The 20,547-nt window shown below is 71.1% G+C and carries 20 protein-coding genes and 1 pseudogene; 14 read left to right on the top strand and 7 right to left on the bottom strand.

The features are described from left to right. Positions 1–4: 4 nt before the first annotated feature. From rpsA to ACZ5SK_RS01205, 4 genes are all read left to right on the top strand, one after another. Positions 5–1,504, top strand: coding sequence for a 30S ribosomal protein S1 (rpsA, locus tag ACZ5SK_RS01220; protein ID WP_079663013.1), 1,500 nt, complete (start codon positions 5–7; stop codon positions 1,502–1,504). Positions 1,505–1,698: 194 nt separating this feature from the next. Then, positions 1,699–2,637 carry a PAC2 family protein gene (locus ACZ5SK_RS01215; protein WP_079663014.1) on the top strand — a complete coding sequence of 313 codons (939 nt, stop codon included), beginning with the start codon at positions 1,699–1,701 and terminating at the stop codon, positions 2,635–2,637. A 65-nt stretch (positions 2,638–2,702) separates the two neighbouring features. After that, entirely contained in the window at positions 2,703–3,323 is a 621-nt protein-coding gene (gene coaE / locus ACZ5SK_RS01210; protein WP_334581005.1) for a dephospho-CoA kinase, read from the top strand. A 50-nt stretch (positions 3,324–3,373) separates the two neighbouring features. Next, positions 3,374–3,754 (top strand): tetratricopeptide repeat protein, encoded by a 381-nt coding sequence (locus ACZ5SK_RS01205; protein ID WP_334581006.1) that lies wholly within the window; start codon positions 3,374–3,376, stop codon positions 3,752–3,754. Positions 3,755–3,826: 72 nt separating this feature from the next. Here ACZ5SK_RS01205 and ACZ5SK_RS01200 read toward each other — a convergent pair whose 3' ends face one another. Next, positions 3,827–4,093 (bottom strand): DUF6343 family protein, encoded by a 267-nt coding sequence (locus ACZ5SK_RS01200; RefSeq protein WP_334581404.1) that lies wholly within the window; start codon positions 4,091–4,093, stop codon positions 3,827–3,829. 208 nt (positions 4,094–4,301) lie between these two features. On the opposite strand from ACZ5SK_RS01200, the gene ACZ5SK_RS01195 reads away from it, so the two are divergent. The 3 genes from ACZ5SK_RS01195 to pip all read left to right on the top strand — a co-directional run bounded on the left by ACZ5SK_RS01195 (position 4,302) and on the right by pip (position 6,869). After that, complete coding sequence (locus ACZ5SK_RS01195; RefSeq protein WP_334581007.1) at positions 4,302–4,985, top strand: class I SAM-dependent methyltransferase; 684 nt, start codon at positions 4,302–4,304, stop codon at positions 4,983–4,985. Positions 4,986–5,075: 90 nt separating this feature from the next. Continuing rightward, on the top strand, positions 5,076–5,885 hold the full coding sequence (locus ACZ5SK_RS01190; protein WP_334581009.1) for a uracil-DNA glycosylase: 810 nt from the start codon (positions 5,076–5,078) through the stop codon (positions 5,883–5,885). Positions 5,886–5,912: 27 nt separating this feature from the next. Continuing rightward, positions 5,913–6,869, top strand: coding sequence for a prolyl aminopeptidase (gene pip / locus ACZ5SK_RS01185; protein WP_468415183.1), 957 nt, complete (start codon positions 5,913–5,915; stop codon positions 6,867–6,869). A gap of 11 nt (positions 6,870–6,880) precedes the next feature. On the opposite strand, the gene ACZ5SK_RS01180 is transcribed toward pip, so the two are convergent. Together ACZ5SK_RS01180 and ACZ5SK_RS01175 are read right to left on the bottom strand one after the other, a co-directional pair. Beyond that, positions 6,881–8,338 (bottom strand): LamG domain-containing protein, encoded by a 1,458-nt coding sequence (locus ACZ5SK_RS01180; protein WP_468575052.1) that lies wholly within the window; start codon positions 8,336–8,338, stop codon positions 6,881–6,883. A 66-nt stretch (positions 8,339–8,404) separates the two neighbouring features. After that, positions 8,405–9,127: a GntR family transcriptional regulator gene (locus ACZ5SK_RS01175; protein ID WP_334581012.1), complete on the bottom strand. Its 723-nt coding sequence runs from the start codon at positions 9,125–9,127 to the stop codon at positions 8,405–8,407. 152 nt (positions 9,128–9,279) lie between these two features. On the opposite strand from ACZ5SK_RS01175, the gene ACZ5SK_RS01170 reads away from it, so the two are divergent. Next, entirely contained in the window at positions 9,280–10,761 is a 1,482-nt protein-coding gene (locus ACZ5SK_RS01170; RefSeq protein ID WP_334581014.1) for an NCS1 family nucleobase:cation symporter-1, read from the top strand. A 14-nt stretch (positions 10,762–10,775) separates the two neighbouring features. After that, entirely contained in the window at positions 10,776–11,489 is a 714-nt protein-coding gene (locus ACZ5SK_RS01165; RefSeq protein WP_361700474.1) for an aspartate/glutamate racemase family protein, read from the top strand. Positions 11,490–11,903: 414 nt separating this feature from the next. On the opposite strand, the gene ACZ5SK_RS01160 is transcribed toward ACZ5SK_RS01165, so the two are convergent. Beyond that, positions 11,904–12,149 carry a hypothetical protein gene (locus tag ACZ5SK_RS01160; protein ID WP_457493604.1) on the bottom strand — a complete coding sequence of 82 codons (246 nt, stop codon included), beginning with the start codon at positions 12,147–12,149 and terminating at the stop codon, positions 11,904–11,906. A gap of 221 nt (positions 12,150–12,370) precedes the next feature. Here ACZ5SK_RS01160 and ACZ5SK_RS01155 point away from each other — a divergent pair, with 221 nt between their 5' ends. From ACZ5SK_RS01155 to ACZ5SK_RS01145, 3 genes are all read left to right on the top strand, one after another. Beyond that, a complete protein-coding gene (locus tag ACZ5SK_RS01155) occupies positions 12,371–12,748 on the top strand; it encodes a hypothetical protein (RefSeq protein ID WP_468575049.1) in 378 nt (125 codons plus the stop codon). Between the two features lie 382 nt (positions 12,749–13,130). Then, positions 13,131–15,017 (top strand): FUSC family protein, encoded by a 1,887-nt coding sequence (locus ACZ5SK_RS01150; RefSeq protein WP_334581017.1) that lies wholly within the window; start codon positions 13,131–13,133, stop codon positions 15,015–15,017. 209 nt (positions 15,018–15,226) lie between these two features. Further along, the gene (locus tag ACZ5SK_RS01145; protein WP_319676352.1) at positions 15,227–15,403 is read left to right on the top strand and encodes a hypothetical protein; all 177 of its coding nucleotides are present in this window, start codon (positions 15,227–15,229) and stop codon (positions 15,401–15,403) included. Between the two features lie 4 nt (positions 15,404–15,407). On the opposite strand, the gene ACZ5SK_RS01140 is transcribed toward ACZ5SK_RS01145, so the two are convergent. From ACZ5SK_RS01140 to ACZ5SK_RS01130, 3 genes and pseudogenes are all read right to left on the bottom strand, one after another. Continuing rightward, positions 15,408–17,279 carry an ABC transporter ATP-binding protein gene (locus ACZ5SK_RS01140; protein ID WP_334581406.1) on the bottom strand — a complete coding sequence of 624 codons (1,872 nt, stop codon included), beginning with the start codon at positions 17,277–17,279 and terminating at the stop codon, positions 15,408–15,410. A 286-nt stretch (positions 17,280–17,565) separates the two neighbouring features. Further along, positions 17,566–18,018, bottom strand: a complete 453-nt coding sequence (locus ACZ5SK_RS01135; protein WP_334581019.1) for a hypothetical protein — start codon at positions 18,016–18,018, stop codon at positions 17,566–17,568. 380 nt (positions 18,019–18,398) lie between these two features. Then, positions 18,399–19,127 (bottom strand): annotated as a pseudogene (locus tag ACZ5SK_RS01130) (ATP-binding protein); the annotation flags it as partial. Positions 19,128–19,366: 239 nt separating this feature from the next. On the opposite strand from ACZ5SK_RS01130, the gene ACZ5SK_RS01125 reads away from it, so the two are divergent. Then, complete coding sequence (locus tag ACZ5SK_RS01125) at positions 19,367–20,227, top strand: helix-turn-helix domain-containing protein (RefSeq protein WP_079663026.1); 861 nt, start codon at positions 19,367–19,369, stop codon at positions 20,225–20,227. Continuing rightward, the gene (locus ACZ5SK_RS01120; RefSeq protein WP_079663027.1) at positions 20,228–20,503 is read left to right on the top strand and encodes a DUF397 domain-containing protein; all 276 of its coding nucleotides are present in this window, start codon (positions 20,228–20,230) and stop codon (positions 20,501–20,503) included. The last annotated feature ends 44 nt before the right edge of the window (positions 20,504–20,547 follow it).

The raw sequence follows: 20,547 nt of genomic DNA, 5'->3' as shown, positions 1-20,547 counted from the left end.
CCACATGACGAGCAGCACCGAGACCACCGCCACCACCCCGCAGGTTGCGGTCAACGACATCGGTAACGAGGAAGCTTTCCTCGCCGCGATCGACGAAACGATCAAGTACTTCAACGACGGCGACATCGTCGACGGCGTCATCGTGAAGGTCGACCGGGACGAGGTCCTGCTCGACATCGGTTACAAGACCGAAGGCGTTATCCCGAGCCGTGAGCTCTCCATCAAGCACGACGTCGACCCCAACGAGGTCGTCGCCGTGGGCGATGAGATCGAGGCCCTCGTCCTCCAGAAGGAGGACAAGGAAGGCCGCCTCATCCTGTCCAAGAAGCGCGCTCAGTACGAGCGTGCCTGGGGCACGATCGAGAAGATCAAGGAAGAGGACGGCATCGTCACCGGTACCGTCATCGAGGTCGTCAAGGGTGGCCTCATCCTCGACATCGGCCTCCGTGGCTTCCTCCCGGCCTCCCTCGTCGAGATGCGCCGCGTCCGCGACCTCCAGCCCTACGTGGGCAAGGAGCTCGAGGCGAAGATCATCGAGCTGGACAAGAACCGCAACAACGTGGTCCTGTCCCGCCGTGCCTGGCTGGAGCAGACCCAGTCCGAGGTCCGCCAGACGTTCCTCACGACCCTCCAGAAGGGTCAGGTCCGCTCCGGTGTGGTCTCCTCGATCGTCAACTTCGGTGCCTTCGTGGACCTGGGTGGCGTCGACGGTCTGGTCCACGTCTCCGAGCTGTCCTGGAAGCACATCGACCACCCCTCCGAGGTCGTCGAGGTCGGCCAGGAGGTCACGGTCGAGGTCCTCGACGTCGACATGGACCGCGAGCGCGTCTCCCTGTCGCTGAAGGCGACCCAGGAAGACCCGTGGCAGCAGTTCGCCCGCACCCACCAGATCGGCCAGGTCGTGCCCGGCAAGGTCACGAAGCTGGTTCCGTTCGGTGCGTTCGTCCGCGTGGACGAGGGCATCGAGGGTCTGGTCCACATCTCCGAGCTGGCCGAGCGCCACGTGGAGATCCCGGAGCAGGTCGTCCAGGTCAACGACGAGATCTTCGTCAAGGTCATCGACATCGACCTCGAGCGTCGTCGCATCAGCCTCTCGCTGAAGCAGGCCAACGAGTCCTTCGGTGCCGACCCGGCCTCGGTCGAGTTCGACCCGACCCTGTACGGCATGGCCGCGTCCTACGACGACCAGGGCAACTACATCTACCCCGAGGGCTTCGACCCCGAGACCAACGACTGGCTCGAGGGCTACGAGACCCAGCGCGAGGCGTGGGAGCACCAGTACGCCGAGGCGCAGCAGCGCTTCGAGCAGCACCAGGCGCAGGTCATCAAGTCCCGCGAAGCGGACGAGAAGGCCGCTGCCGAGGGCGGCGACACCGCGGGTGCGGCTCCGGCCGCGACCGGCGGCGGCTCCTACTCCTCCGAGGGCGCCGACACCTCCGGCGCGCTGGCCTCGGACGAGGCGCTTGCCGCGCTGCGGGAGAAGCTGGCCGGTGGGCAGAGCTGACGCCCACCGAGCAGTAGCTCTGCTTCGCAGTAGCTCTTAGCTCATCCTGACTGAGGGCCCGCACCTTTCGAGGTGCGGGCCCTCAGCGTTGCCGTACGGCACTGCGCAACAGTCAGCTGATCAAGGACCTCCAGCGGGAATGCCCACGCCCCCGCGGGCGTTGTGCAGTAGGAACACGAGGAGGAGCGGTCCAAGTGCTTGATCCGCAGGGTTTGTACGCATGGGAGCCGAAAGGCCTGGCAGTCGTCGACATGGCGCTGGCACAGGAGTCGGCCGGACTTGTCATGCTCTACCACTTCGACGGATACATCGACGCGGGCGAGACCGGCGACCAGATCGTCGACCGGCTGCTCGACTCGCTGCCCCACCAACTCGTCGCCCGCTTCGACCACGACCGGCTCGTGGACTATCGCGCCCGCCGCCCGCTGCTGACCTTCAAGCGCGACCGGTGGACCGAGTACGAGGAGCCGGCCATCGAAGTGCGACTCGTGCAGGACACCACCGGAGCACCCTTCCTGCTGCTGTCCGGCCCCGAACCGGACGTGGAGTGGGAACGCTTCGCCGTCGCCGTCAAACAGATCGTGGAGCGCCTCGGCGTCCGCCTCTCGGTGAACTTCCACGGCATCCCCATGGGCGTCCCGCACACGCGCCCCGTGGGCCTCACCCCCCACGGCAACCGCACGGACCTCATGCCCGGCCACCGCAGCCCCTTCGACGAGGCACAGGTCCCCGGCAGCGCCGAAGCGCTCATCGAGTACCGCCTCATGGAAGCCGGCCACGACATCCTGGGCGTCGCCGCGCACGTCCCCCACTACATCGCCCGCTCGACCTACCCGGACGCCGCCCTGACCGTCCTGGAGGCCGTCACGGCCGCGACCGGCCTGGTCCTGCCGGGCATCGCGCACGCGCTGCGCACCGACGCCCACCGCACGCAGACCGAGATCGAGCGCCAGATCCAGGAGGGCGACGACGAGCTCACCTCCCTCGTCCAGGGCCTGGAACACCAGTACGACGCCGCCGCCGGCGCCGAAACCCGCGGCAACATGCTCGCCGAGCCCGTCGACATCCCCTCCGCCGACGAGATCGGCCTCGAGTTCGAACGATTCCTCGCAGAGCGCGAAGGCGAAGGCTGACCACCCCCACAGCCCACAAGGGCCTGCCGGGTGCAATGTCACCGGCAGGCCCTAAGCTTCCGCTCATGCTGAAGGTGGGCCTGACCGGCGGGATCGGCGCCGGCAAGAGCGAGGTGTCCCGGCTGCTCGTCGAATGCGGGGCCGTACTCATCGACGCGGACCGCATCGCGCGCGAAGTCGTCGCACCCCACACCCCCGGCCTCGCGGCGGTCGTCGACGCCTTCGGCGACGCCGTCCTCGCCCCGGACGGCAGCCTCGACCGCCCCCGGCTCGGCTCGATCGTCTTCGCAGACCCCGAGAAACTCGCACGCCTCAACTCGATCGTGCACCCCCTCGTCGGCGCCCGCTCCCGCGAACTGGAGGCGACCGCCCCCGAAGACGCAGTCGTCGTCCACGACGTCCCCCTCCTCACCGAGAACGGCCTCGCCCCCCTGTACGACATCGTGGTCGTCGTCGACGCCGACCCCGACACCCAACTCGACCGGCTCGTCCGGCTGCGCGGCATGACCGAGGACGACGCCCGCGCACGCATGGCCGCCCAGGCGACACGCGACAAACGCCGCGAGATCGCGGACATCGTGATCGACAACGACGTACCGCTCCCGGATCTGCGACGGCGCGTGCAGGACGTGTGGGCCGACCTCGTACGCCGAGCGCACCCGCCACACGAGACCGCCCCGGAATAGCGGTCCGCGCTCCGCGCGTTGAACCCTCCGAGCAAGGGAAGGATTTTTCCGTGCCCGATACCGCAGGTTCGACCGGACGTACTCCGGAGACTCACGTCATCGACTTCCGTGCCGCGGAGCGACTCCTCGCCGCACGGGACCCGCGGGGCGCGGTGAAGCTGCTCGACCAAGTCATCGCCGCGCACCCCGAGAACACCGCCGCCCGGCTGCTACGCGCGCGTGCCTTCTTCGCCGCCGCGCAACTGCGCCCCGCAGAGCTGGAGTTCACCGTGGTCCTGGAGCGCGAGCCGGACAACGCGTTCGCGCACTTCGCGCTCGCCCGCACCTACGAGCGGCAGGGCCGCGGCGACCAGGCCAAGCGCCACTTCCGGCTGGCCGCCGCGCTCGACCCCAACCCGCAGTACCTGAAAGCAGCCCGCTTCGAGACCTGAGGGCGACCCCGACGGGACAACGGCCCTCGTCAGCGCCGGCCCGTCAGGGGGAGCATGTCAACGGTGAGCCCGTCAGGGGTGACGGTGCTCGGGCGGCCGGTACGGAGGAATGTTCCGCCCCGGCTGATAGTGCGGGCCCTGCCGGATGTGCCGGACGATCATCACCAGATCCACGGTGATCACCAGCCACAGCACCCCACACGCCGCCGCCCACCCCGGGCGCCCCGCCAGGGTGAACGCGGCCGTCCCGAAGATCGCCCAGGCCAGCCCCCACAGAGACAGCCACAGCCGCATCCTCAGTGCACTGCGCGCCGTCGTCGGCTCACTGCCCGTACGCATCCCGATCACCGCTCCTCCTTGCAACGTACTCTTCGGCACCCACGTTCTCCACAGGAGCCCCGACGCCGCCGAGAAGCGCTCGGCGGAAAAGCCGGTCCAGCCGCCCCGAAGGTTGCTCGAACAGACACCTCTCCCTCGAACGAGTGAACCCACCAGGATGCGGAACGCTCCGACACAGCCCGCCCGTTGGACGGGCATGCGACGACACATGCGACAGGGATACGAAGGAACAGGCCCCGGCGCGATCACGCCGGACGGCTGCGCGGTCGAGTTCTACTCGCGCCTCCCCGTGAAGGACGAACCGGACATCATCTCCGCGGCGGTCCCCCCGGGCGCGCACCTCCTGGAGCTGGGCAGCGGAGTCGGGCGAGTGACCCACGCCCTGGTGGAGCGGGGCTTCACCGTCACAGCGGTGGACGAGTCCGCCGAAATGCTGGAGCGAGTCCGCGGGGCGCGCACCATATGCAGCCCGATCGAAGACCTCGACCTCGGCGAGACATTCGACGTCGTGATGCTCGCCTCGTTCCTCGTGCACAACGGAGACGTCGACGTGCGCAGAAGGATGCTGCGCGCCTGCGCACGCCACATTGCCAAGGGCGGATGCCTGCTGATCCAACGAGAAGGAGAGGACTACCACACCCACCTGCCGCGTGAACGCGTCGACCCGAGCGGCTTCACCGTACGGATGTCCTCGGCCGGGCCCCTCGAGAACGGCGTCCGCTCCGTGCGCGCGGAGTACGAGTTCCCCGACGCGGTATGGACACAGACCTTCCGGACCCGCGCACTCACCAAGGACCAGTTCGAGCAGGCCTTGGCGGAGGCAGGCCTGAGGGTGGACCGATACCTGACAGAGGACCGGATCTGGGTGAGGGCGGTGCCGGTGGAGGAGTAGGCGGGGCAGGAGGCAGGAGGCAGGAGGCGGGAGGGGAGGGGGAGGGGGCCCCTCTCCAGGATTTGTCCCGTGCAGTCGTACCGTGGGGACATGGCCGCCCCCGACGCTCCCTCCGGCCCCGACGTCACCTCCGATTCGGCCCGCGCCGCACTCGCCGCCCGCACCGCTCCCGCCGCCCTCGCCGAGCTGGACCGTCGGGTCGTGGGCTGTGGGGCGTGTCCTCGGTTGGTGGAGTGGCGTGAGGAGGTGGCTCGTACCAAACGGGCGGCCTTCGCCGACTGGACGTACTGGGGGCGGCCCGTGCCCGGGTTCGGGCCGTCCGATGCCCGGCTGCTGATCGTCGGGCTCGCTCCGGCCGCGCACGGCGGGAACCGTACGGGCCGTATGTTCACCGGTGACCGTTCCGGGGACGTGCTCTACCAGGCGCTGTACGACGTGGGACTCGCCTCGCAGCCCACCTCCGTCTCCGCCGGCGACGGGCTGGAGCTGTGCGGCGTGCGCGTCACCTCGCCCGTGCACTGCGCGCCGCCCGCCAACAAGCCCACCCCCGGGGAGCGGGACACCTGCCGGCCCTGGCTGGTGCAGGAGCTGCGGCTGCTGCGGCCGACGCTGCGCGCGGTCGTCGTGCTCGGCGCGTTCGGCTGGCAGGCCGCGCTGCCCGCGTTCGCGGAGGCGGGCTGGACGGTGCCCCGGCCTCGACCTGCCTTCGCGCACGGGACCCGGGTGCCGCTCGCCGGCCCGGACGACGGCCCCGGTCTCGACCTTTTCGGCTGCTTCCATGTCAGCCAGCGCAACACCTTCACCGGCCGGCTCACCCCCGGGATGCTGCGGGACGTGCTGCACTCGGCCGCACGGGCGGCGGGGCTGGCCGGGACGGCGGGCGATATCGGGGCGACGTAGGCCCGTGTCGGATCGTACGGTGCCTCGATGGGCCTGTATCCGGAGATCGAACCGTACGACCACGGCATGCACGATGTCGGGGACGGCAACCGCGTGTACTGGGAGACCTGTGGGAACCCGCGGGGCAAACCCGCGCTGGTACTGCACGGGGGGCCGGGTTCCGGGAGTGCGCCGTACTTCCGGCGGCTCTTCGACCCCGCCGCGTACCGGATCGTGCTGCTGGACCAGCGCGGGTGCGGGCGGTCCACCCCGCACGCGAGTGCGTACGGCACCGACATGAGCGTCAACACGACGGCTCACCTCCTCGCCGATCTGGAGTCGCTGCGGCGGTCGTTGGGGATCGGGCGGTGGCTGGTGTGGGGCGTGTCGTGGGGGTCGGTGCTGGGGCTGCGGTATGCGCAGACGCATCCCGGGGTGGTGAGCGAGCTGGTGCTGACGGGGGTCGCGACGGGGTCCGATGCCGAGGTGGACCTGTTGACCAGGGGGTTGGGGAAGGTGTTCCCGGAGGCGTTCGAGGGGTTTCTGGCGGGGCTGCCGGAGGGCGAGGCACGGGCCGGCAACCTGGCGGCCGCATACAACAGGCTCCTCGAATCGCCCGATCCCGAGGTCCGGGAGCGGGCGGCGCGGGCGTGGACGGACTGGGAGACGGCGACGATTCCGGCGCCGCCGCGGTCCGTCGAGCGGTTCGAGGACCCGGTGTTCCGGATGGGCTTCGCCCGCACCGTCACCCACTACTGGGGCAACGGTCACTTCCTGGACGGCGAGGGCGCCGTGCTGCGGGACGCCCACCTCCTCAAGGGCGTCCCTGGCACCCTCGTGCAGGGCAGCCTCGACTTCGGCAACCTGCTCGGCACCGTGTGGCGGCTCCATCACGCCTGGCCGGGGTGCGAGTTGGTGGTCGTGGACGAGGCGGGGCACGACGCGGGGGCACCGGGCGTGGCGGAGGCGCTGGTCGCGGCCACCGACGGGTACGCCCGGCGCTGACGCCGCTCGGGTCAGACGATGCGGGCCGCGGCGAGCGGCCGTGACGAGACGGGGTGGGCGCCGTCCCGGTCGGTGTTGACGCTCCACCGGTAGCGGGAGAACTCCCCGGTGGCATTGGAGGCGTAGAACATCATGTGGCCGATGCCGACGCCCTGGAACTGTTCTTCCTTCACGAGGCTGACCATGCGGGTGTCGGGGTACTTGGGGTAGTTGGTCAGCGCGTACACGCCGTGCGGTTCGGCCGTGCAGTCGACCACTTCGACGGCGTACTGGGTCTCTCCGGTGAAGTCGCCGACTCCGCTGAAGACGCCCTTGACTTCGCGGACCATGACGATGTGGCCGGTGTTGCCCTCGACCTGGCCGCTGTAGTCCACGGCGATGAGGTCGCCGGGCCGGAGGTCCGTGACCTTGCGGATCTGCTGGAAACGGGGGCCGGCGGCGCCGCTCGCGAAGGCCTGGCGGTAGTCGGCGGCTTCGGGGATGCGGTCCTGGAAGTACTGGGTGAAGTAGGCGTCGGTGGCCCATCCGTAGGTGTGGTTCAGCACCCGGGTGACGAAGGACGAGCAGCGGGCCAGCGCGATCCAGCTGGACAGGTCGTCGGGGGTGCCCCAGGTGAGGCTGGACGGGGAGCCGAGGAAGTAGACGTTGTTGAGTCGGGCCGTGCGGCCGCTGATCAGGGAGACTTCGTCGGCGCCGAGGGCGCGGCCGTAGGCGCGGACGTCGTCTACGGCGCCCTTGAACTGGTTGACGTATGCGCCGTTCCAGCGGGCCCGGCCTATGTTGAAGCCCTGGGGCGCCGCCCAGGACAGGGTGGCGTCGGCGGTGCCTTCGAGTACGCCGTTCACATACAGGCGGACGCGGGCGCCGTCCCACACTCCGGTCAGGTGGGTCCACTTGCCGAGCGCGGGGGCGGTGGTGCCGAGGGCGGAGATCTTGACGCTCTGGTCCTCGGAGCGCACCTTGAACGCCCAGGCGCCGGCCGCGTCGTCGTACTGGAGCAGGAAGCGGCTGCAGCCGCTGCCGTCCTGGCTGACCGCCGTGTACATCTTCGTCAGGACGGCGTCGTCCGCGAGGCGTACCCAGGCGGAGACCGTGAACGCGGTCGTGGTGTCGAGTACGGAGGCGGTGGCTGCGTACGCCTCGTTCAGGGTGAGTTCGCCGCCTGCCCGCAGGGTCGTCCAGCTCGCGCCCGGGCCGAGGGAGACGGGGTGGTCGCGGCCGGAGAGGTCGGCGCCGGATCCGTCGAGGGGCCAGTGTCCGCTCAGGCCGGTGGGCAGGTGACCGGCCGCCAGGAGTCGCTGGTACTGGACCATGCGCTCGGCCTCGGCGAGATGCGGTACGCCGACGGGTGTGAACGGGGTGTCCAGTGGGGCGGCGGCGGCCGCGCTCCCGGCGCCGCCGATCACGCCCGTCACCGCGCCCGCCCCCACGAGTGCGGCCCCGCTCAACAGCCCACGTCTGCTGACCATGTTGATGTTCTCCGTCCCGTTTCTGCGAATCCCCTGTCGGACACCTGTCCGAAGGGTCGGCAGAGTCTAGGCGGAAGACCGGGTGGAAGGCTGTGCGGACGGCTGCGCGGACGGTTCTGAGGACGTGGTGTCGGCCGGTGTCCCGAAGAGGTGTCGCACGGTGGAGCGGTAGTTGGCCTGGACGTGGTTCAGGGCGTGGGCGCGGGCGCGCTCGGGGTCGCCGGAGGCGATGGCGTCGTAGAGCTCCTGGTGTTCGGTGAGGAGTTGGGGCCATTCCTCGTTGCGTCGGGTGAGCCATTGCAGGCGGCCGCCGACCGGTTCCATGACGGAGATCAGCAGGGTGTTGCCGGCCATGGCGAGGAGCCGGTCGTGGAAACGGGTGTTGATGTCGGTGATCGCTTCGGCGTCCCCGGTCTCGGTGGCGTGTGCCGCGCTCGCCAGCAGTTCCCGTAGGTCGGCGAGGTCCTCCGGGGTGGCGCGGGCGGCGGCCAGTCCGGCCGCGTACACCTCCAACGCCTCGCGCAGTTCGAAGAGTTCCTTCACGTCGGTGGGGCTCAGTCGCCGTACGACCGTGCGGCGGGGGGTTTCGAACAGGACGAAGCCCTCGGCGACCAGTGCCCGGATGGCCTCCCGGACGGGGACCCTGGAGACGCCGAACCGGTCGGCCAGCTCCCGTTCGACGAGCCGGTCGCCGGGGCGCAGCCGACCGGCGATGATCTCCTGCCGCAGGGTGACCAGGACGCGCTCGCGCACCGCTCCGATCGGTTCGACCGGTTCGATCTTCGTCATGGGCCCATCCTCTCCGATGCGAGGGGGCTTTTACGGAGCCGTAACAGGAAGGACATCGGTCAGAACGCTTGACGGCGGGACCATGTCGGCAGTTTGGTATACCAAACGCTTGGCCAGCAGTCCTCCTTCGTCCCCTTGCCCATGGAGGCACCGTGTCCCTCGCCGACAGCGCCGAAGCCACCGGCGCACCAGCGTTCGTCCCCGACCCCCGGCTCACCAACGAAGACCTCGCGCCCGCCGAGCAGCGCAACTGGAAGGTCTTCGACCTCTTCGCCATGTGGATGTCGGACGTCCACAACCTCGGCAACTACACCTTCGCCGCCGGCCTGCTGGTCCTCGGCATGAACGTGTGGCAGATCTTCACATCCCTCCTCGTCGGCTTCGTGCTCATCTACATCGGCATGAACTGGATGGGGAAGATCGGCCAGCGTCACGGTGTGCCCTTCCCGGTGGTCAGCCGCATCAGCTTCGGCGTCTGGGGCGCCAACATCCCGGCCCTCATCCGCGCCGTGATCGCCATCATGTGGTACGGCATCCAGACCTATCTCGCCTCCGTCGCCGTCAACGTGATGCTGCTGGCGGCCTGGCCGGGCCTGGAGTCCTGGACGCACAGCTCCTTCCTGGGCCTGGACGCCCTCGGCTGGGTGTCCTTCCTGTCCCTCTGGCTGATCCAGGCGCTGATCATCAGCCAGGGCATGGAGTCGGTGCGCAAGTTCCAGGACTTCTGCGGTCCGGCGATCTGGCTGGTGATGATCGCGCTGGCGATCTGGGTCCTGTCCAAGGCCGGCTGGACCATCTCGCTCACCTCCACCCCGCACCCCGTCTCCGTGGGCGAGCAGTGGCGGCAGTGGTTCGGCGCGATCGGACTGATCCTCGCCACGTACGGCACGCTGATGCTGAACTTCTGCGACTTCTCCCGCTTCGCACCCGACTACAAGACGGTCCGCCGGGGCAACTTCTGGGGGCTGCCGCTCAACTCGACGGCGTTCGTGGTCGTCTCCGTGATCGTCACCGCCGGCTCGCTGGAGGTGTTCGGCGAGGCCATCACCGACCCGGCGGAGCTGGTCGCCAAGGTCGGCAACACCTGGGTGCTGGTCCTGGGCGCGCTCACCTTCGCCATCGCCACCATGGGCGTCAACATCGTCGCCAACTTCGTCTCACCGGCGTACGACCTCGCCAATGTCTGGCCGCAGAAGATCAGCTTCAAGGTCGGCGGCATGATCAGCACGGTCGCCGCACTGGTCGTCACCCCCTGGAACCTCTTCTCCAACCCGACCGTCGTCAACTACTTCCTCGGCGGCCTCGGCGCGTTCCTCGGCCCCCTGTTCGGCGTGATCATGGTCGACTACTACTGGGTCAAGCGCGGCCGCGTCGACGTCAACGAATTGTTCGACGCCACCCCCGGCTCCCGCTACTACTACCGCAAGGGCGTCAACCCCAAGGCCCTGTGGGCGTTCCTGCCCTCCGCGGCGGTCGCGGCGGTGCTCGCGCTGGTGAAGACGTTCAGCGACGTGGCCCCGTACTCCTGGTTCATCGGGACGGCCCTCGGGGCCGGCCTGTACCTGCTGCTGTGCCGCAGTGAGCGGACGGCAGGGTCCTTGGTGATCGCTCCCGACAAGCCCGTGGAGGTCTGAGAAGCGTGCGGAACGTGCGGATCGTCGTCACCAACTGCAACACCACGCAGGAGATGACCGAGGAGATCGTGCGAGGTGCCCGGGCCGCGGCAGGTCCGGGCACCGCCGTGATCGGCCTGACCCCCGACTGGGGACCCGAGTCGGCGGAGGGCTGGCTCGACAGCTATCTCTCGGCCGCGGCCGTCATCGATCGCCTGCGCACCTACGACGGCCCGCCCTACGACGCCGTCGTCATGGCCGGCTTCGGCGAGCACGGCCGCGAGGGCGTACGGGAGCTGGTCGACGTGCCCGTCGTCGACATCACCGAGGCCGCGGCCCATCTGGCCTGTCTGCTGGGCCGCCGCTACGGCGTCGTCACCACCCTGGAACGGTCCTGCGGTCAGATCGAGGACAGCCTGGAACTGGCCGGGGTGGGCCGCAACTGCGCCGCCGTCGTCGGCACCGGTCTCGGCGTTCTCGACCTGGGCGACGCCGACCGCACGGAGGCGGCCTTCCTCGCGGCCGCCGAGCGGGCCCGTCAAGCCGGCGCTGAAGTGCTGGTGCTCGGCTGCGCCGGCATGACGGGGCTGCAGCAGGCGGTGGGAGACAAACTCGGCCTGCCGGTCGTCGACGGCGTCGGGGCGGCAGTGAAACTGGCCGAGGCACTGGTGGGACTGGGCCTGACGACCAGCCGCGCGGGAAGCTACGCAAAGCCGGTACCGAAACGGCGCGCGTGGCGCGCCGAGTAGCGAAGGGCCGAGAAGCGGCGGGAACGGGCAGGCCGGACGAGCGGCGAAGCGTCCGCGGGCCAGCGGAAGAGCGGGGGCAGCAGGGGCTGTGGAGCGGCGGGGCTGCGGAGCCGCTGGGCAGTAGGGCTGGGAGCCGCAGGGCCATGGAGCCGCAGGGACGGTATGGCGGTGGAGCCGCAGGGCAGTAGGGCTGGGAGCCGCAGGGACGGTATGGCGGTGGAGCCGCAGGGCTGTGGAGCCGCAGGGCGGTAGGGCCGTGGAGCCGGGGAGTCCTATGCACCGCAGCACCGCAGCACCGCAGGGCCGTAGCCCACAGGGGCGCAGACCCGCACGGTTGCCGGGCCGGGCGCGCGATCGCCGGGTCGAGCGGACGGGGACGCATGGGAGCGGCCGCCGGGGCGGTGGCGGGGCGGTTCACGGGGACTCCTTGGGGTCGGGTGCCCGTGGGGCGCGGCCCCTTCGGAACTCCTCGTCACGCTCGGCCGCCTCGACCCGCTCGACGCGGTAGAGGCGCACCTGCGGTGCAGCCCGCGCGCGTGGGTCGACGCTGAGCCGGTCCGGCGGCCCCAGCAGCCGGTGCACCAGCGCGCCCGTCCATCCCCGCATCCGCAGTCCGGCCAGCGACACGTACCGCCGTCCGTCCTCCACATACCTCTCCACGACCCGCTCCCCCCGCCGCACTTCCGTCGTGACGCACTGTGACGACGTCTCCCATTGAAGCGCGCCCCACTGACAATCGCCTCGCGACGGATAACCGTTGGACAACTCCGCCCCTCCCTCGCCAGGCTTCCTCCCGTGCGGAGCAAGCGTCTCGGCCGTTTCACGGCGGCGGACTTCTTATGGGCCATGCCGGAAGTCCCGGCGGGCCCCGGAGGTCTGCCATGTCCCGAACCGTCCATCACGTCCGCCCCCGACACCGCGTCAACCCCGCTCACTGGCCGGCCGAGAGTCTGAACCTGGACACCGGCCACCGCCTCGTCGCACTCCGCTACAGCGCGCAGGAACTGACCCGTGCGCGGCGCGAGCGGCGTCGCCCGGTGCCCGTCCAACTGGTGCACACCTTCTGTGCCTACACCTTCCCCCGGTCCCTGAACGCGCAGGTCGACGGCCCGTACGAGTCCCGTGCGCGCGCCGCTCTGGCCGTGTTCCGCTCGACCGTCCGCAACCGCCTCCGGGCGGCCTCGCCAGGTGCTCTCCTCTCCGCGGCCGAGGAACTGGACCACCCGCCGACCCGTCACCGCCACCGGGATCTGTGGTAACAGGGCCTTCGTTCGTTTCTGGCCGGAAATGCGCTCTTTCGTTACCAAGAATGCCCAATCACCCTGTGACCAGGGGCGACAGGCGATTCGGCCACGGAGACGGATCGCGCCGCGGTGGACCAGCTGATGGGTGCCTGGGCATGACACCTCCTCCGCCGGCGTTGCGTTCATAAAGAAAGCGGGTTTCGGGTCGGACGTCACCTCGCCGAAACGCAACCGTCCCAACCTCTCCAAGACCGCCCTCTACCGTGGACACCACAGCTCACAACAGCTCACGACAGTTCACAACAGCTCGACGCAGCTCACAGCTCGTCGCTGACCCGACCGCCCCGGCCACCGTCGCCCGAAGGCACACCCCCGCCCTCGTCACGACAGGAGCTTCGTGTCCCCGCGCTCGTCCGCATCCCTTCGCTCCCGCGTATACACCGCTCTCCCGCCCTGGCTCGCCCACGCCCTGCGTGCCCAGCGCGGGCCCGTGCCCTGGAGCGCGGTCACGCGGGGAGCGTTGGCCGCGGGGCCCCTTCTGCTGGTCGCCGTTCTCGCCGGGCGGACGTCCCTGGGGGTCGTCGCCGCCATCGCCGCCATGCTCGCCGGGATCAACGACCGGCCCGGCAGCCGGCGGGCCGCCGTCCGGCGGCTCGGGGCTCCCGCGCTCGCGGGAGCGGGAGGGCTGCTCGTCGGGACGTACGTCGGGGCTCACGTCGGAGCCGTCGAACTGACGGTCGTCCTCACCGGCCTCGGCCTCGTCGCCGGCGGGATGAGCGCCATCGGGCCCGTCGCCTCCGGGGCGGGCACGCAGTTGCTGGTCGCGGCGGCGATCGGGGCCGGGATGCCGGTGCCGGAGCCAGGACCGCTGCTCGCCCTCGCCTTCCTCGCCGGGGCCGGCTGGCTGCTCGCCCTGCGGCTCGCGCTGCCCACGCCGGGTGCCATGACCGGCGACTTCCGGTTCGACGGGGAACGGGACGCGGTGGCCCGTGTCTACGACGCCGTCGCGGAACTCCTCGACGCCGTCGGCACCGAGCACGCCACCGACCGCCGCGCCGCGCTCACCGCCGCCCTCGACCACGCCCAGGACGCCCTCGCCGGACCCCGGCTGCGGCGCTACGCCAGCTCCGCGGCCGAGCGGCGGCTGCACGCCCAGTACGCCGCCGCGCTGCCCCTGGCCGAAGCCGCGACCGCGCTCGCCTGGAGCGGGGAGCCCGTCGCCGGCCGGGCCTCGGCCGGGCCCCGACGGCTCGCCGCCGCCGTACGGGAGAACTCGCACACCGGGCCGCTGCCCGCGCCCTCCCGGTCCGCGCCCGCGCTGCGCGCCCTCGACGACGCCCTGCTGCACGCCGCCGACGCCTTCGACCAGGGGAACGGCGGCGACCTGCACACCCGTCGGCGCGGCGCCCGCGACCTGCTGCGCACCGCGTTTGGGCCGGGCGGGCGCGAGTACGGGCTGCGGGTCGGCCTGTCCTTCGGGGCCAGCGCCGCCATCGCGCAAGGACTGCACCACTCCCACTGGTACGGGCAGCACACGCACTGGTACTGGCTGCCCGCCACCGCCGTCTTCCTGGTCAAGCCCGACCTCGGGCCCCTGGTGTCCCGGGTGTTGTGCCGGGCCGCGGGAACCGTGCTCGGGGCGCTGCTCTTCGCCGGGTTCGCCGCCGTGCTGCCCCGCCCCGAGGGGCTCGTGGCGCTGGTCGCCCTCTGCGGTGCGCTGATACCCGTGTCCACCCGGCACTTCGCGGCCCAGACGGCCGTCGTCACCGTGCTCGTACTGTCCCTGGTGATGGTCGGCGGAGAGCCCCAGGCCTCCCTCAGCCGGATCGCGGAAACCCTCCTGGCCTGCGCGATCGTCCTGATCGTCGGCCACCTGCCGATGCCGGGGGAGCGGGGCGGCCAGGTGCGCGCCCGGCTCGCCACGGCCGCCGGCGCCGCACACGCCTACCTCACCCACGTCCTCGACGGCTCCGACGACCGCGCAGCCCGCTGGACCCTGCGCCGCGAGGCCTACCGCACCCTCGCCGAGGCCCGCACCGCCATCGCCCTCGCCGCGCACGAACTGCCCGCCCTCGCCCGGCACACCGAGGGCACGGACGAGGTCGCCGCCCTCCTCGAACGTCTCGTCGACACCACCACCGCCTGCGCCGTCCACCTCGACGACACCGGACGACTCACCCCCCGCCACCGCGAACGACTCGCCGAGCTCCTCGCCGAACTCGCCGCCCGAACGCAGCGGGTGGGCCTGCCGGCGACCCCGCCGGTCCTGCCGATGGCCGTATAGCCCCGAGCCTGCACCGCCGTCCGAGCCCTGCGCGCGACCTCGCAGCCACGTACAGTGTCCGGTGCGTTCGGAACGTGACCGGATCCTCACGGTCCGTGCCGGACCCGTGTCAACTACGTCTCAGTACCGCAACTGAGCGAGGCGTTCGCGGTCCGATGAGCGTTAACTCCTACAAGTCACGATGCTTTGACGCTTATCGGAGGTGCGAGATGGTGAACGGGCGAACCGTGCTCGAACGCTTTCCCGCGGGAGGGCCGCGCGGGTCGTGGCCTGCGGAGGAGTTCGCGCACGCCCGACGCATGGAGGGGCTGCCCGCCGAGGTCGTCATGGACCTCGCCACGGACACCTTCCTGGTGGTCGTCCGGGGCGGCGACGCCGCGCGGTGACCCCTCAGCCCGCCTGCGACGGGGCGGGCACGGGCACCCGAGCCGTGAACTGCTCGGCCTGCAGCGCGTACAGCTCGGCGTAGACGCCCCCGCCCGCCAGCAACTCGTCCGGGGTCCCCGACTCCACCAGCTTGCCCTGGTCCAGGACGTGCACCAGGTCCGCATGCCGGACCGACGCCAGCCGATGGGTGATCAGGACCACCGTCTGGCCGCTGCCGGCCAGTGCACGGATCTTCTCGAACACCTCCAGCTCGGCCCGGGCGTCCAGCGCCGCCGTCGGCTCGTCCACGATCAGGATGCGCCCGCGCCGGTAGGCCGCCCGCGCGATGCCGAGACGCTGCCACTGACCGCCGGACAGCTCATGCCCGCCGCTGAAGTGCCGGGCCAGCAGGGTGTCCAGACCTCGCGGCAGATCCTCGACCACCTCCTGCGCGCCCGCCTCGGCGACCGACGCGGCCAGCCGCTCCTCGGTGAGCGGCGCGGCACTGCGCCCGATGGCCACGTTGACCCGGGCCGTGAACGGCCACCGCTTGAAGTCCTGCGCCACCATCGCGACCCGCTCGGCCAACTGGTGCCGGTCCGCGCCCGCCGCGTCCACGCCGTCCCACAGGATCCGCCCCCGGTCCGGCTTGTACAGCCCGGCGAGCAGCTTCACCAGGGTCGTCTTGCCGGAGCCGTTCTCGCCGACGAGCGCGATGATCCGGCCGAGGGGGAGTGTCAGGGTCACGTCGTCGAGGGCGGGGCGCGCCGACTCACCCGGGTAGCCGAACGTGACGTTCTCGAAGCGGATTTCGCGCGGCTCCTCCGGCAGGGCCGCGCCGCCCTCCGGGATCGCCTGTTCGGCCGCTTCGACGTACAGGCGTTGCAGGTCGCCCACGAACAGGGCCTCCTCGTGCAGCTGATTGACCTCCACGACGAGGGTGTTCAGGCTCGCGGAACCGCTGCGGATCGCGATCACCGCGGTGCCCGCGACCGCCAGGGCCATCGTCCCGGTGAGCAGCAGAGCACCGAGGGTGGCGTAGGTCGCCACGGTCGCGAGACCCGTCCAGGCGGCCGCGATCAGGCCGGTGCGGGCGGCGAGCCGGGCCAGCCGGGCCTGTTCGGCCTCCGCGGTCTCCGACATCGAGCGGAAGTGCCGCAGCAGGAACGGGCCGACGCCGTGCACACGGATCTCGGGCGCCGCGGCGGGCTCGGTGAGCAGACTCGCGATGAGATGACCCGCGCGCGCGTGCTGCACCCAGGTGTGGAACGACTCGTAGCGTCGCCGGGCGTTCGTGAGCGCGCTCCAGGCGCTGGGCAACGTCATCGTGACCAGCAGCGGCAGCAGCAGCGGATGCAGCACCGTGAGCACGCCGGCCGCCGCGGCCAGCGAGATCAGCGCGTTCACCACACGCGTGCCGTAGGTGATCATCCGGCAGGCGGACCGGGCGCCGTACTGCGCGGTGTCCAGCAGCTTGTGGAAGGCGTGGTCCTCGATCGCGGCCAGTTCCACCCCGGCCGCCCGTTCCAGGTACAGCTCGGTCGCCACCCGTTCCACCTTGGGCTCCAGCCGCCCGGTGGCATACGTCGACGCGGCCCGCAACAGCGCCCCGAAGAGGAGTACGACGGCCATCGCGACCAATGCGGGAGCGGCGCCGCGCAGCCGGTCCTCGATCGAGCCGCCGGTGACCAGCCGGCCCAGCACGGAGTTCACCGCGAGCAGGCTCACCGCCTGCGTCACTCCCCGTCCCGCCTCCGCGGCCAGCACGATCCGGGCGGCCCGCGGGTCGGCCTGGCGGGCCAGCCGGAGACTGGTGGAGAGCAGGGAGGGAAGTCGGATGATCATGGCGCGGAAGTTCAGCTCCAGGAAGGCGTCCCGGTGCTGGTTCCACCCCATGTCGTAGCGGAGCGGGCCGCCGAACAGCAGCCGCTCGGACTCGGACACCTCACGCTCGTCGCACCCCTGCGACTTCCGAGCCTCCTCCGCCTTCTCCGCCTCCTCCGCCGTGTCTTCCTTCTCCGCCTTCCGCGCCTGTCCCACCGTCGGCCTCCCCAAGTGGTCGTGGACGACGGCCACTATCGCGGGACGAGCCGCGTGAGGGCAGGGCGTGGGACGGGGAACCCGGGACGCGCGGGCGTGCGCCGGGGACGGCGCGCCGGACTGCCCCACGGGCAGGCAGGGACTATGCGCTGATCGGCCGCGACCAGATGGGCGTCGTGCCCGTGAGGCGGCACAGGGCCAGGTAGAGAGGGATCGGCGGGGTGTACGGAAGGGTGCCGTCGGGTCGGTGGATGAGGTCGGGGCGGCGTGGGGAGTCCGGGAGGATCGCGCCCGTGGCGTAGCGCGCGGGGGCGGGCCACTCCAGGGCGTAGTCGGAGTCGGAGGGGACCAGCCACCACCAGTGCGCGTCGTCGGCGTAGACACAGCCCATGCGCGGCAGACGCGGCATGAGCAGCGGGCCGAGATGGGCCGGCACGGAGACCGCGTCACAGCCCAGGGGAGCCGTCATACCGTCCGGCACGGCCAGCCGGTGCACGGGTTCGGGAGCGGCGACGGGGGCGCCGGCCGGTCCGCGCTGCAGGCGTACGAGCGTGTCGAGGGTCAGCACCGGAGCCCGACCGGGCACGGTGCTCATGTCCGTCCCCGCTCGCGGACGGACTGCTCGCGGACGGACTGGAGGGGGAGCTGCAGCGGGAGTTGGAGCGGGAGTTGGAGGAGCAGCGGGAGGGCGTCGGCGGCGTGGCCGGATGTCCGGGTCCACCCGTCGCGGCCGTCGCCGCCGTCGTGCTCGCGAGCGTCGTGCCCAGTGGGCCCGGCGTGTTCTGCGTGCTCGGGGGTGCGGTGCCACTGCGGCATCACGCGGGGGGCCGGACCGTCGGACGCGATCGGCACGTCGGACGCGGCCGACGCAGCGGGTGTAGCCGGCGGTGCGGGTATGGCCGGCCCGGCGGGTGCGGGCTGTGGTCGTCTTGCGGCCGGGAGGGTCGCTTGACGGTGGTGCTGCTCCGCGGGCTCGTCCTCGTCACCCGGGTCGTCGGCCGGTCCCGGCTTCGGGCGGGTGCTCCAGCCGAGGTCGTTGCGGGGCCCGACGGGGGCGGTGTGCGGCTCGCCCGGGATGTCGTCGAACTCGTCCAGGATGTCGAGGAGTTCGCCGAGGCCGGCGTGGTGCGGCTCGGCGGGACCGAGACGCAGACTGTCGCGGGGTTCGGCGGGATCGCTGGACGCGTCGGCCTGGCGGGGCAGGTCGGCCCAGACCAGCAGGCCGGGCCCGTGCTCCTGCGCGCCCCAGGCGTGACACAGGGCCTCGACGAGCAGCAGCCCCCTCCCATGCTCCTCCTCGGGACGCTGCGGGGAGGGGTGGGGCTCGCCCGGCGCGCATCCCTCGTCCCGCACGGCTATGCGGACCAGGTCGGCGCCGTCGTGCAGCTCGCAGACGACGATGTCGCTCGCGGTGTGCACGATCGCGTTGGTGACCAGCTCGGATATGACCAGGGCGGCGGAGTCGCAGGTGTCCTCGCACACCGACCAGCCGGTCAGCCGGGCCCTTGCCAGGCGTCTGGCCTGGGCGGGGGAACCCGGATGGGCGGCCAGTTCGAATCGGAACCGGCGCTCGGCAGCGGCCTGGTCAGGGCCTGCTCCCGCGCTGGCACCGAGACCCTGGGGGTGGCCTGCGGCGGCGTCTGTTCCTAAGGGCGCGGACGGAATCACGCTTGCCACTATCGCCCCGTCGTGAACACTTGGCAAGTGTCACTCTGAAAAATGCAGAGTGCTGTGTGACGCGGTGAAGGGCCGTGGCACACTGCTCGCGACAGCACGGCGAACGGCGCCCATGGGGATCAACGGAGACTCGTACGCATCCGTACAGAACTTCGAGTGGGGCTTCGAGTGGCGCCGTAGGGCTGTCGGGATTCTTTTCGTGACCGGTCGGGTCGGGGCCCGCGTGAGCCCTGCGCGGGCCGGTCGGCTCTTCGTGGAGGTGGAGCGTGAGCGAACCGCGGTCCGCGCCGACGGTCGGACAGGTCGTCCTCGGCCGGCGCCTGCTGGACCTGCGGGAACGCGCCGGGCTCAAGCGCGAGGAAGCCGCCCGCATCCTGCGCGTCGCGCCCGCCACCGTCCGCCGTATGGAGATGGCCGAGGTCGGCCTCAAGATCCCGTACCTCCAACTGCTCTTGAAGGCCTACGGCGTCACCGACGACGAGGCCGAGGGCTTCGTCCAACTGGCCGAGGAGGCCAACAAACCGGGCTGGTGGCAGCGGTTCCACGACGTCCTGCCGGGCTGGTTCTCGATGCACGTCAGCCTGGAGGGCGCCGCCGCCCTGATCCGCCAGTACGAACCCCACTTCGTCCCCGGCCTGCTCCAGACGGAGGACTACGCGCGTGGTGTCCTGCTGTCCGGCGCCATCGGCCAGACCCGGCCGGAGGACATCGAGCGCCTCGTCGACCTGCGCATACAACGCCAGGATCTGCTCACCCGGCAGGACGCGCCCCGGCTGTGGGTGGTGATGGACGAGACCGCGTTGCGCCGCCCGGCCGGCGGCCCGGAGGTGATGCGCGCGCAGATCGACAAACTGCTCGAGGCCACGAAGCTGCCCAACGTCACGCTGCAGGTCGCCCCGTTCGCCAGCGGGCCGCATCCAGGCACGTACGGGCCCTTCGTGCTGTTCCGATTCGCCATGCCGGAGCTTCCGGACATGGTCTACAGCGAGTACCTGACCGGCGCCGTCTACCTCGACGCGCGCACCGAGGTGGCGACCCACCTCGAGGTCATGGACCGCATGGCGGCGCAGGCCGCTACAGCACATCGCACGAAGGAGATCCTCCGGGATCTCCGCAAGGAGTTGTGAATGGATCGCATCAAGACCCAGTCCAGGCCGCGGGTCCGCGCTCAGCGGATCTACAACGGCATGCCCGCCCGGGAACTGGGCAGCGAGGGCTGGCACAAGCCGTGGAGCGGCGGCAACGGAGGCAACTGCCTGGAGGCCATGAAGCTCGCCGACGGCCGGATCGCCGTCCGGCAGTCCACCGACCCCGACGGACCGGCGCTGATCTACACCTCCGACGAGATGACGGCCTTCATCGAGGGCGCCAAGGCGGGGGAGGCGGACTTCCTGCTGTCCTGACCGACCCGCCTGCTGCTTTTTCTGCTCTTGCCCTCCTTCAGCCT

Source organism: Streptomyces sp. NPDC031474 (genome assembly GCF_055581185.1).
The sequence above is the reverse complement of the archived record's forward strand: the minus strand, read 5'-3'. Positions and strand labels throughout refer to the sequence as shown.

What these genes read in the sequence shown, in the direction of transcription:
- rpsA (WP_079663013.1), top strand. Translation starts at nt 5, where the DNA reads ATGACGAGCAGCACCGAGACCACCGCCACCACCCCGCAGGTTGCGGTC.
- coaE (WP_334581005.1), top strand. Translation starts at nt 2,703, where the DNA reads ATGCTGAAGGTGGGCCTGACCGGCGGGATCGGCGCCGGCAAGAGCGAG.
- ACZ5SK_RS01190 (WP_334581009.1), top strand. Translation starts at nt 5,076, where the DNA reads ATGGCCGCCCCCGACGCTCCCTCCGGCCCCGACGTCACCTCCGATTCG.
- ACZ5SK_RS01195 (WP_334581007.1), top strand. Translation starts at nt 4,302, where the DNA reads ATGCGACAGGGATACGAAGGAACAGGCCCCGGCGCGATCACGCCGGAC.
- ACZ5SK_RS01145 (WP_319676352.1), top strand. Translation starts at nt 15,227, where the DNA reads ATGGTGAACGGGCGAACCGTGCTCGAACGCTTTCCCGCGGGAGGGCCG.
- ACZ5SK_RS01175 (WP_334581012.1), bottom strand. Translation starts at nt 9,127, where the DNA reads ATGACGAAGATCGAACCGGTCGAACCGATCGGAGCGGTGCGCGAGCGC.
- ACZ5SK_RS01135 (WP_334581019.1), bottom strand. Translation starts at nt 18,018, where the DNA reads ATGAGCACCGTGCCCGGTCGGGCTCCGGTGCTGACCCTCGACACGCTC.
- ACZ5SK_RS01140 (WP_334581406.1), bottom strand. Translation starts at nt 17,279, where the DNA reads ATGGGGTGGAACCAGCACCGGGACGCCTTCCTGGAGCTGAACTTCCGC.
- ACZ5SK_RS01155 (WP_468575049.1), top strand. Translation starts at nt 12,371, where the DNA reads ATGTCCCGAACCGTCCATCACGTCCGCCCCCGACACCGCGTCAACCCC.
- ACZ5SK_RS01180 (WP_468575052.1), bottom strand. Translation starts at nt 8,338, where the DNA reads ATGGTCAGCAGACGTGGGCTGTTGAGCGGGGCCGCACTCGTGGGGGCG.
- ACZ5SK_RS01200 (WP_334581404.1), bottom strand. Translation starts at nt 4,093, where the DNA reads ATGCGTACGGGCAGTGAGCCGACGACGGCGCGCAGTGCACTGAGGATG.
- ACZ5SK_RS01120 (WP_079663027.1), top strand. Translation starts at nt 20,228, where the DNA reads ATGGATCGCATCAAGACCCAGTCCAGGCCGCGGGTCCGCGCTCAGCGG.
- pip (WP_468415183.1), top strand. Translation starts at nt 5,913, where the DNA reads ATGGGCCTGTATCCGGAGATCGAACCGTACGACCACGGCATGCACGAT.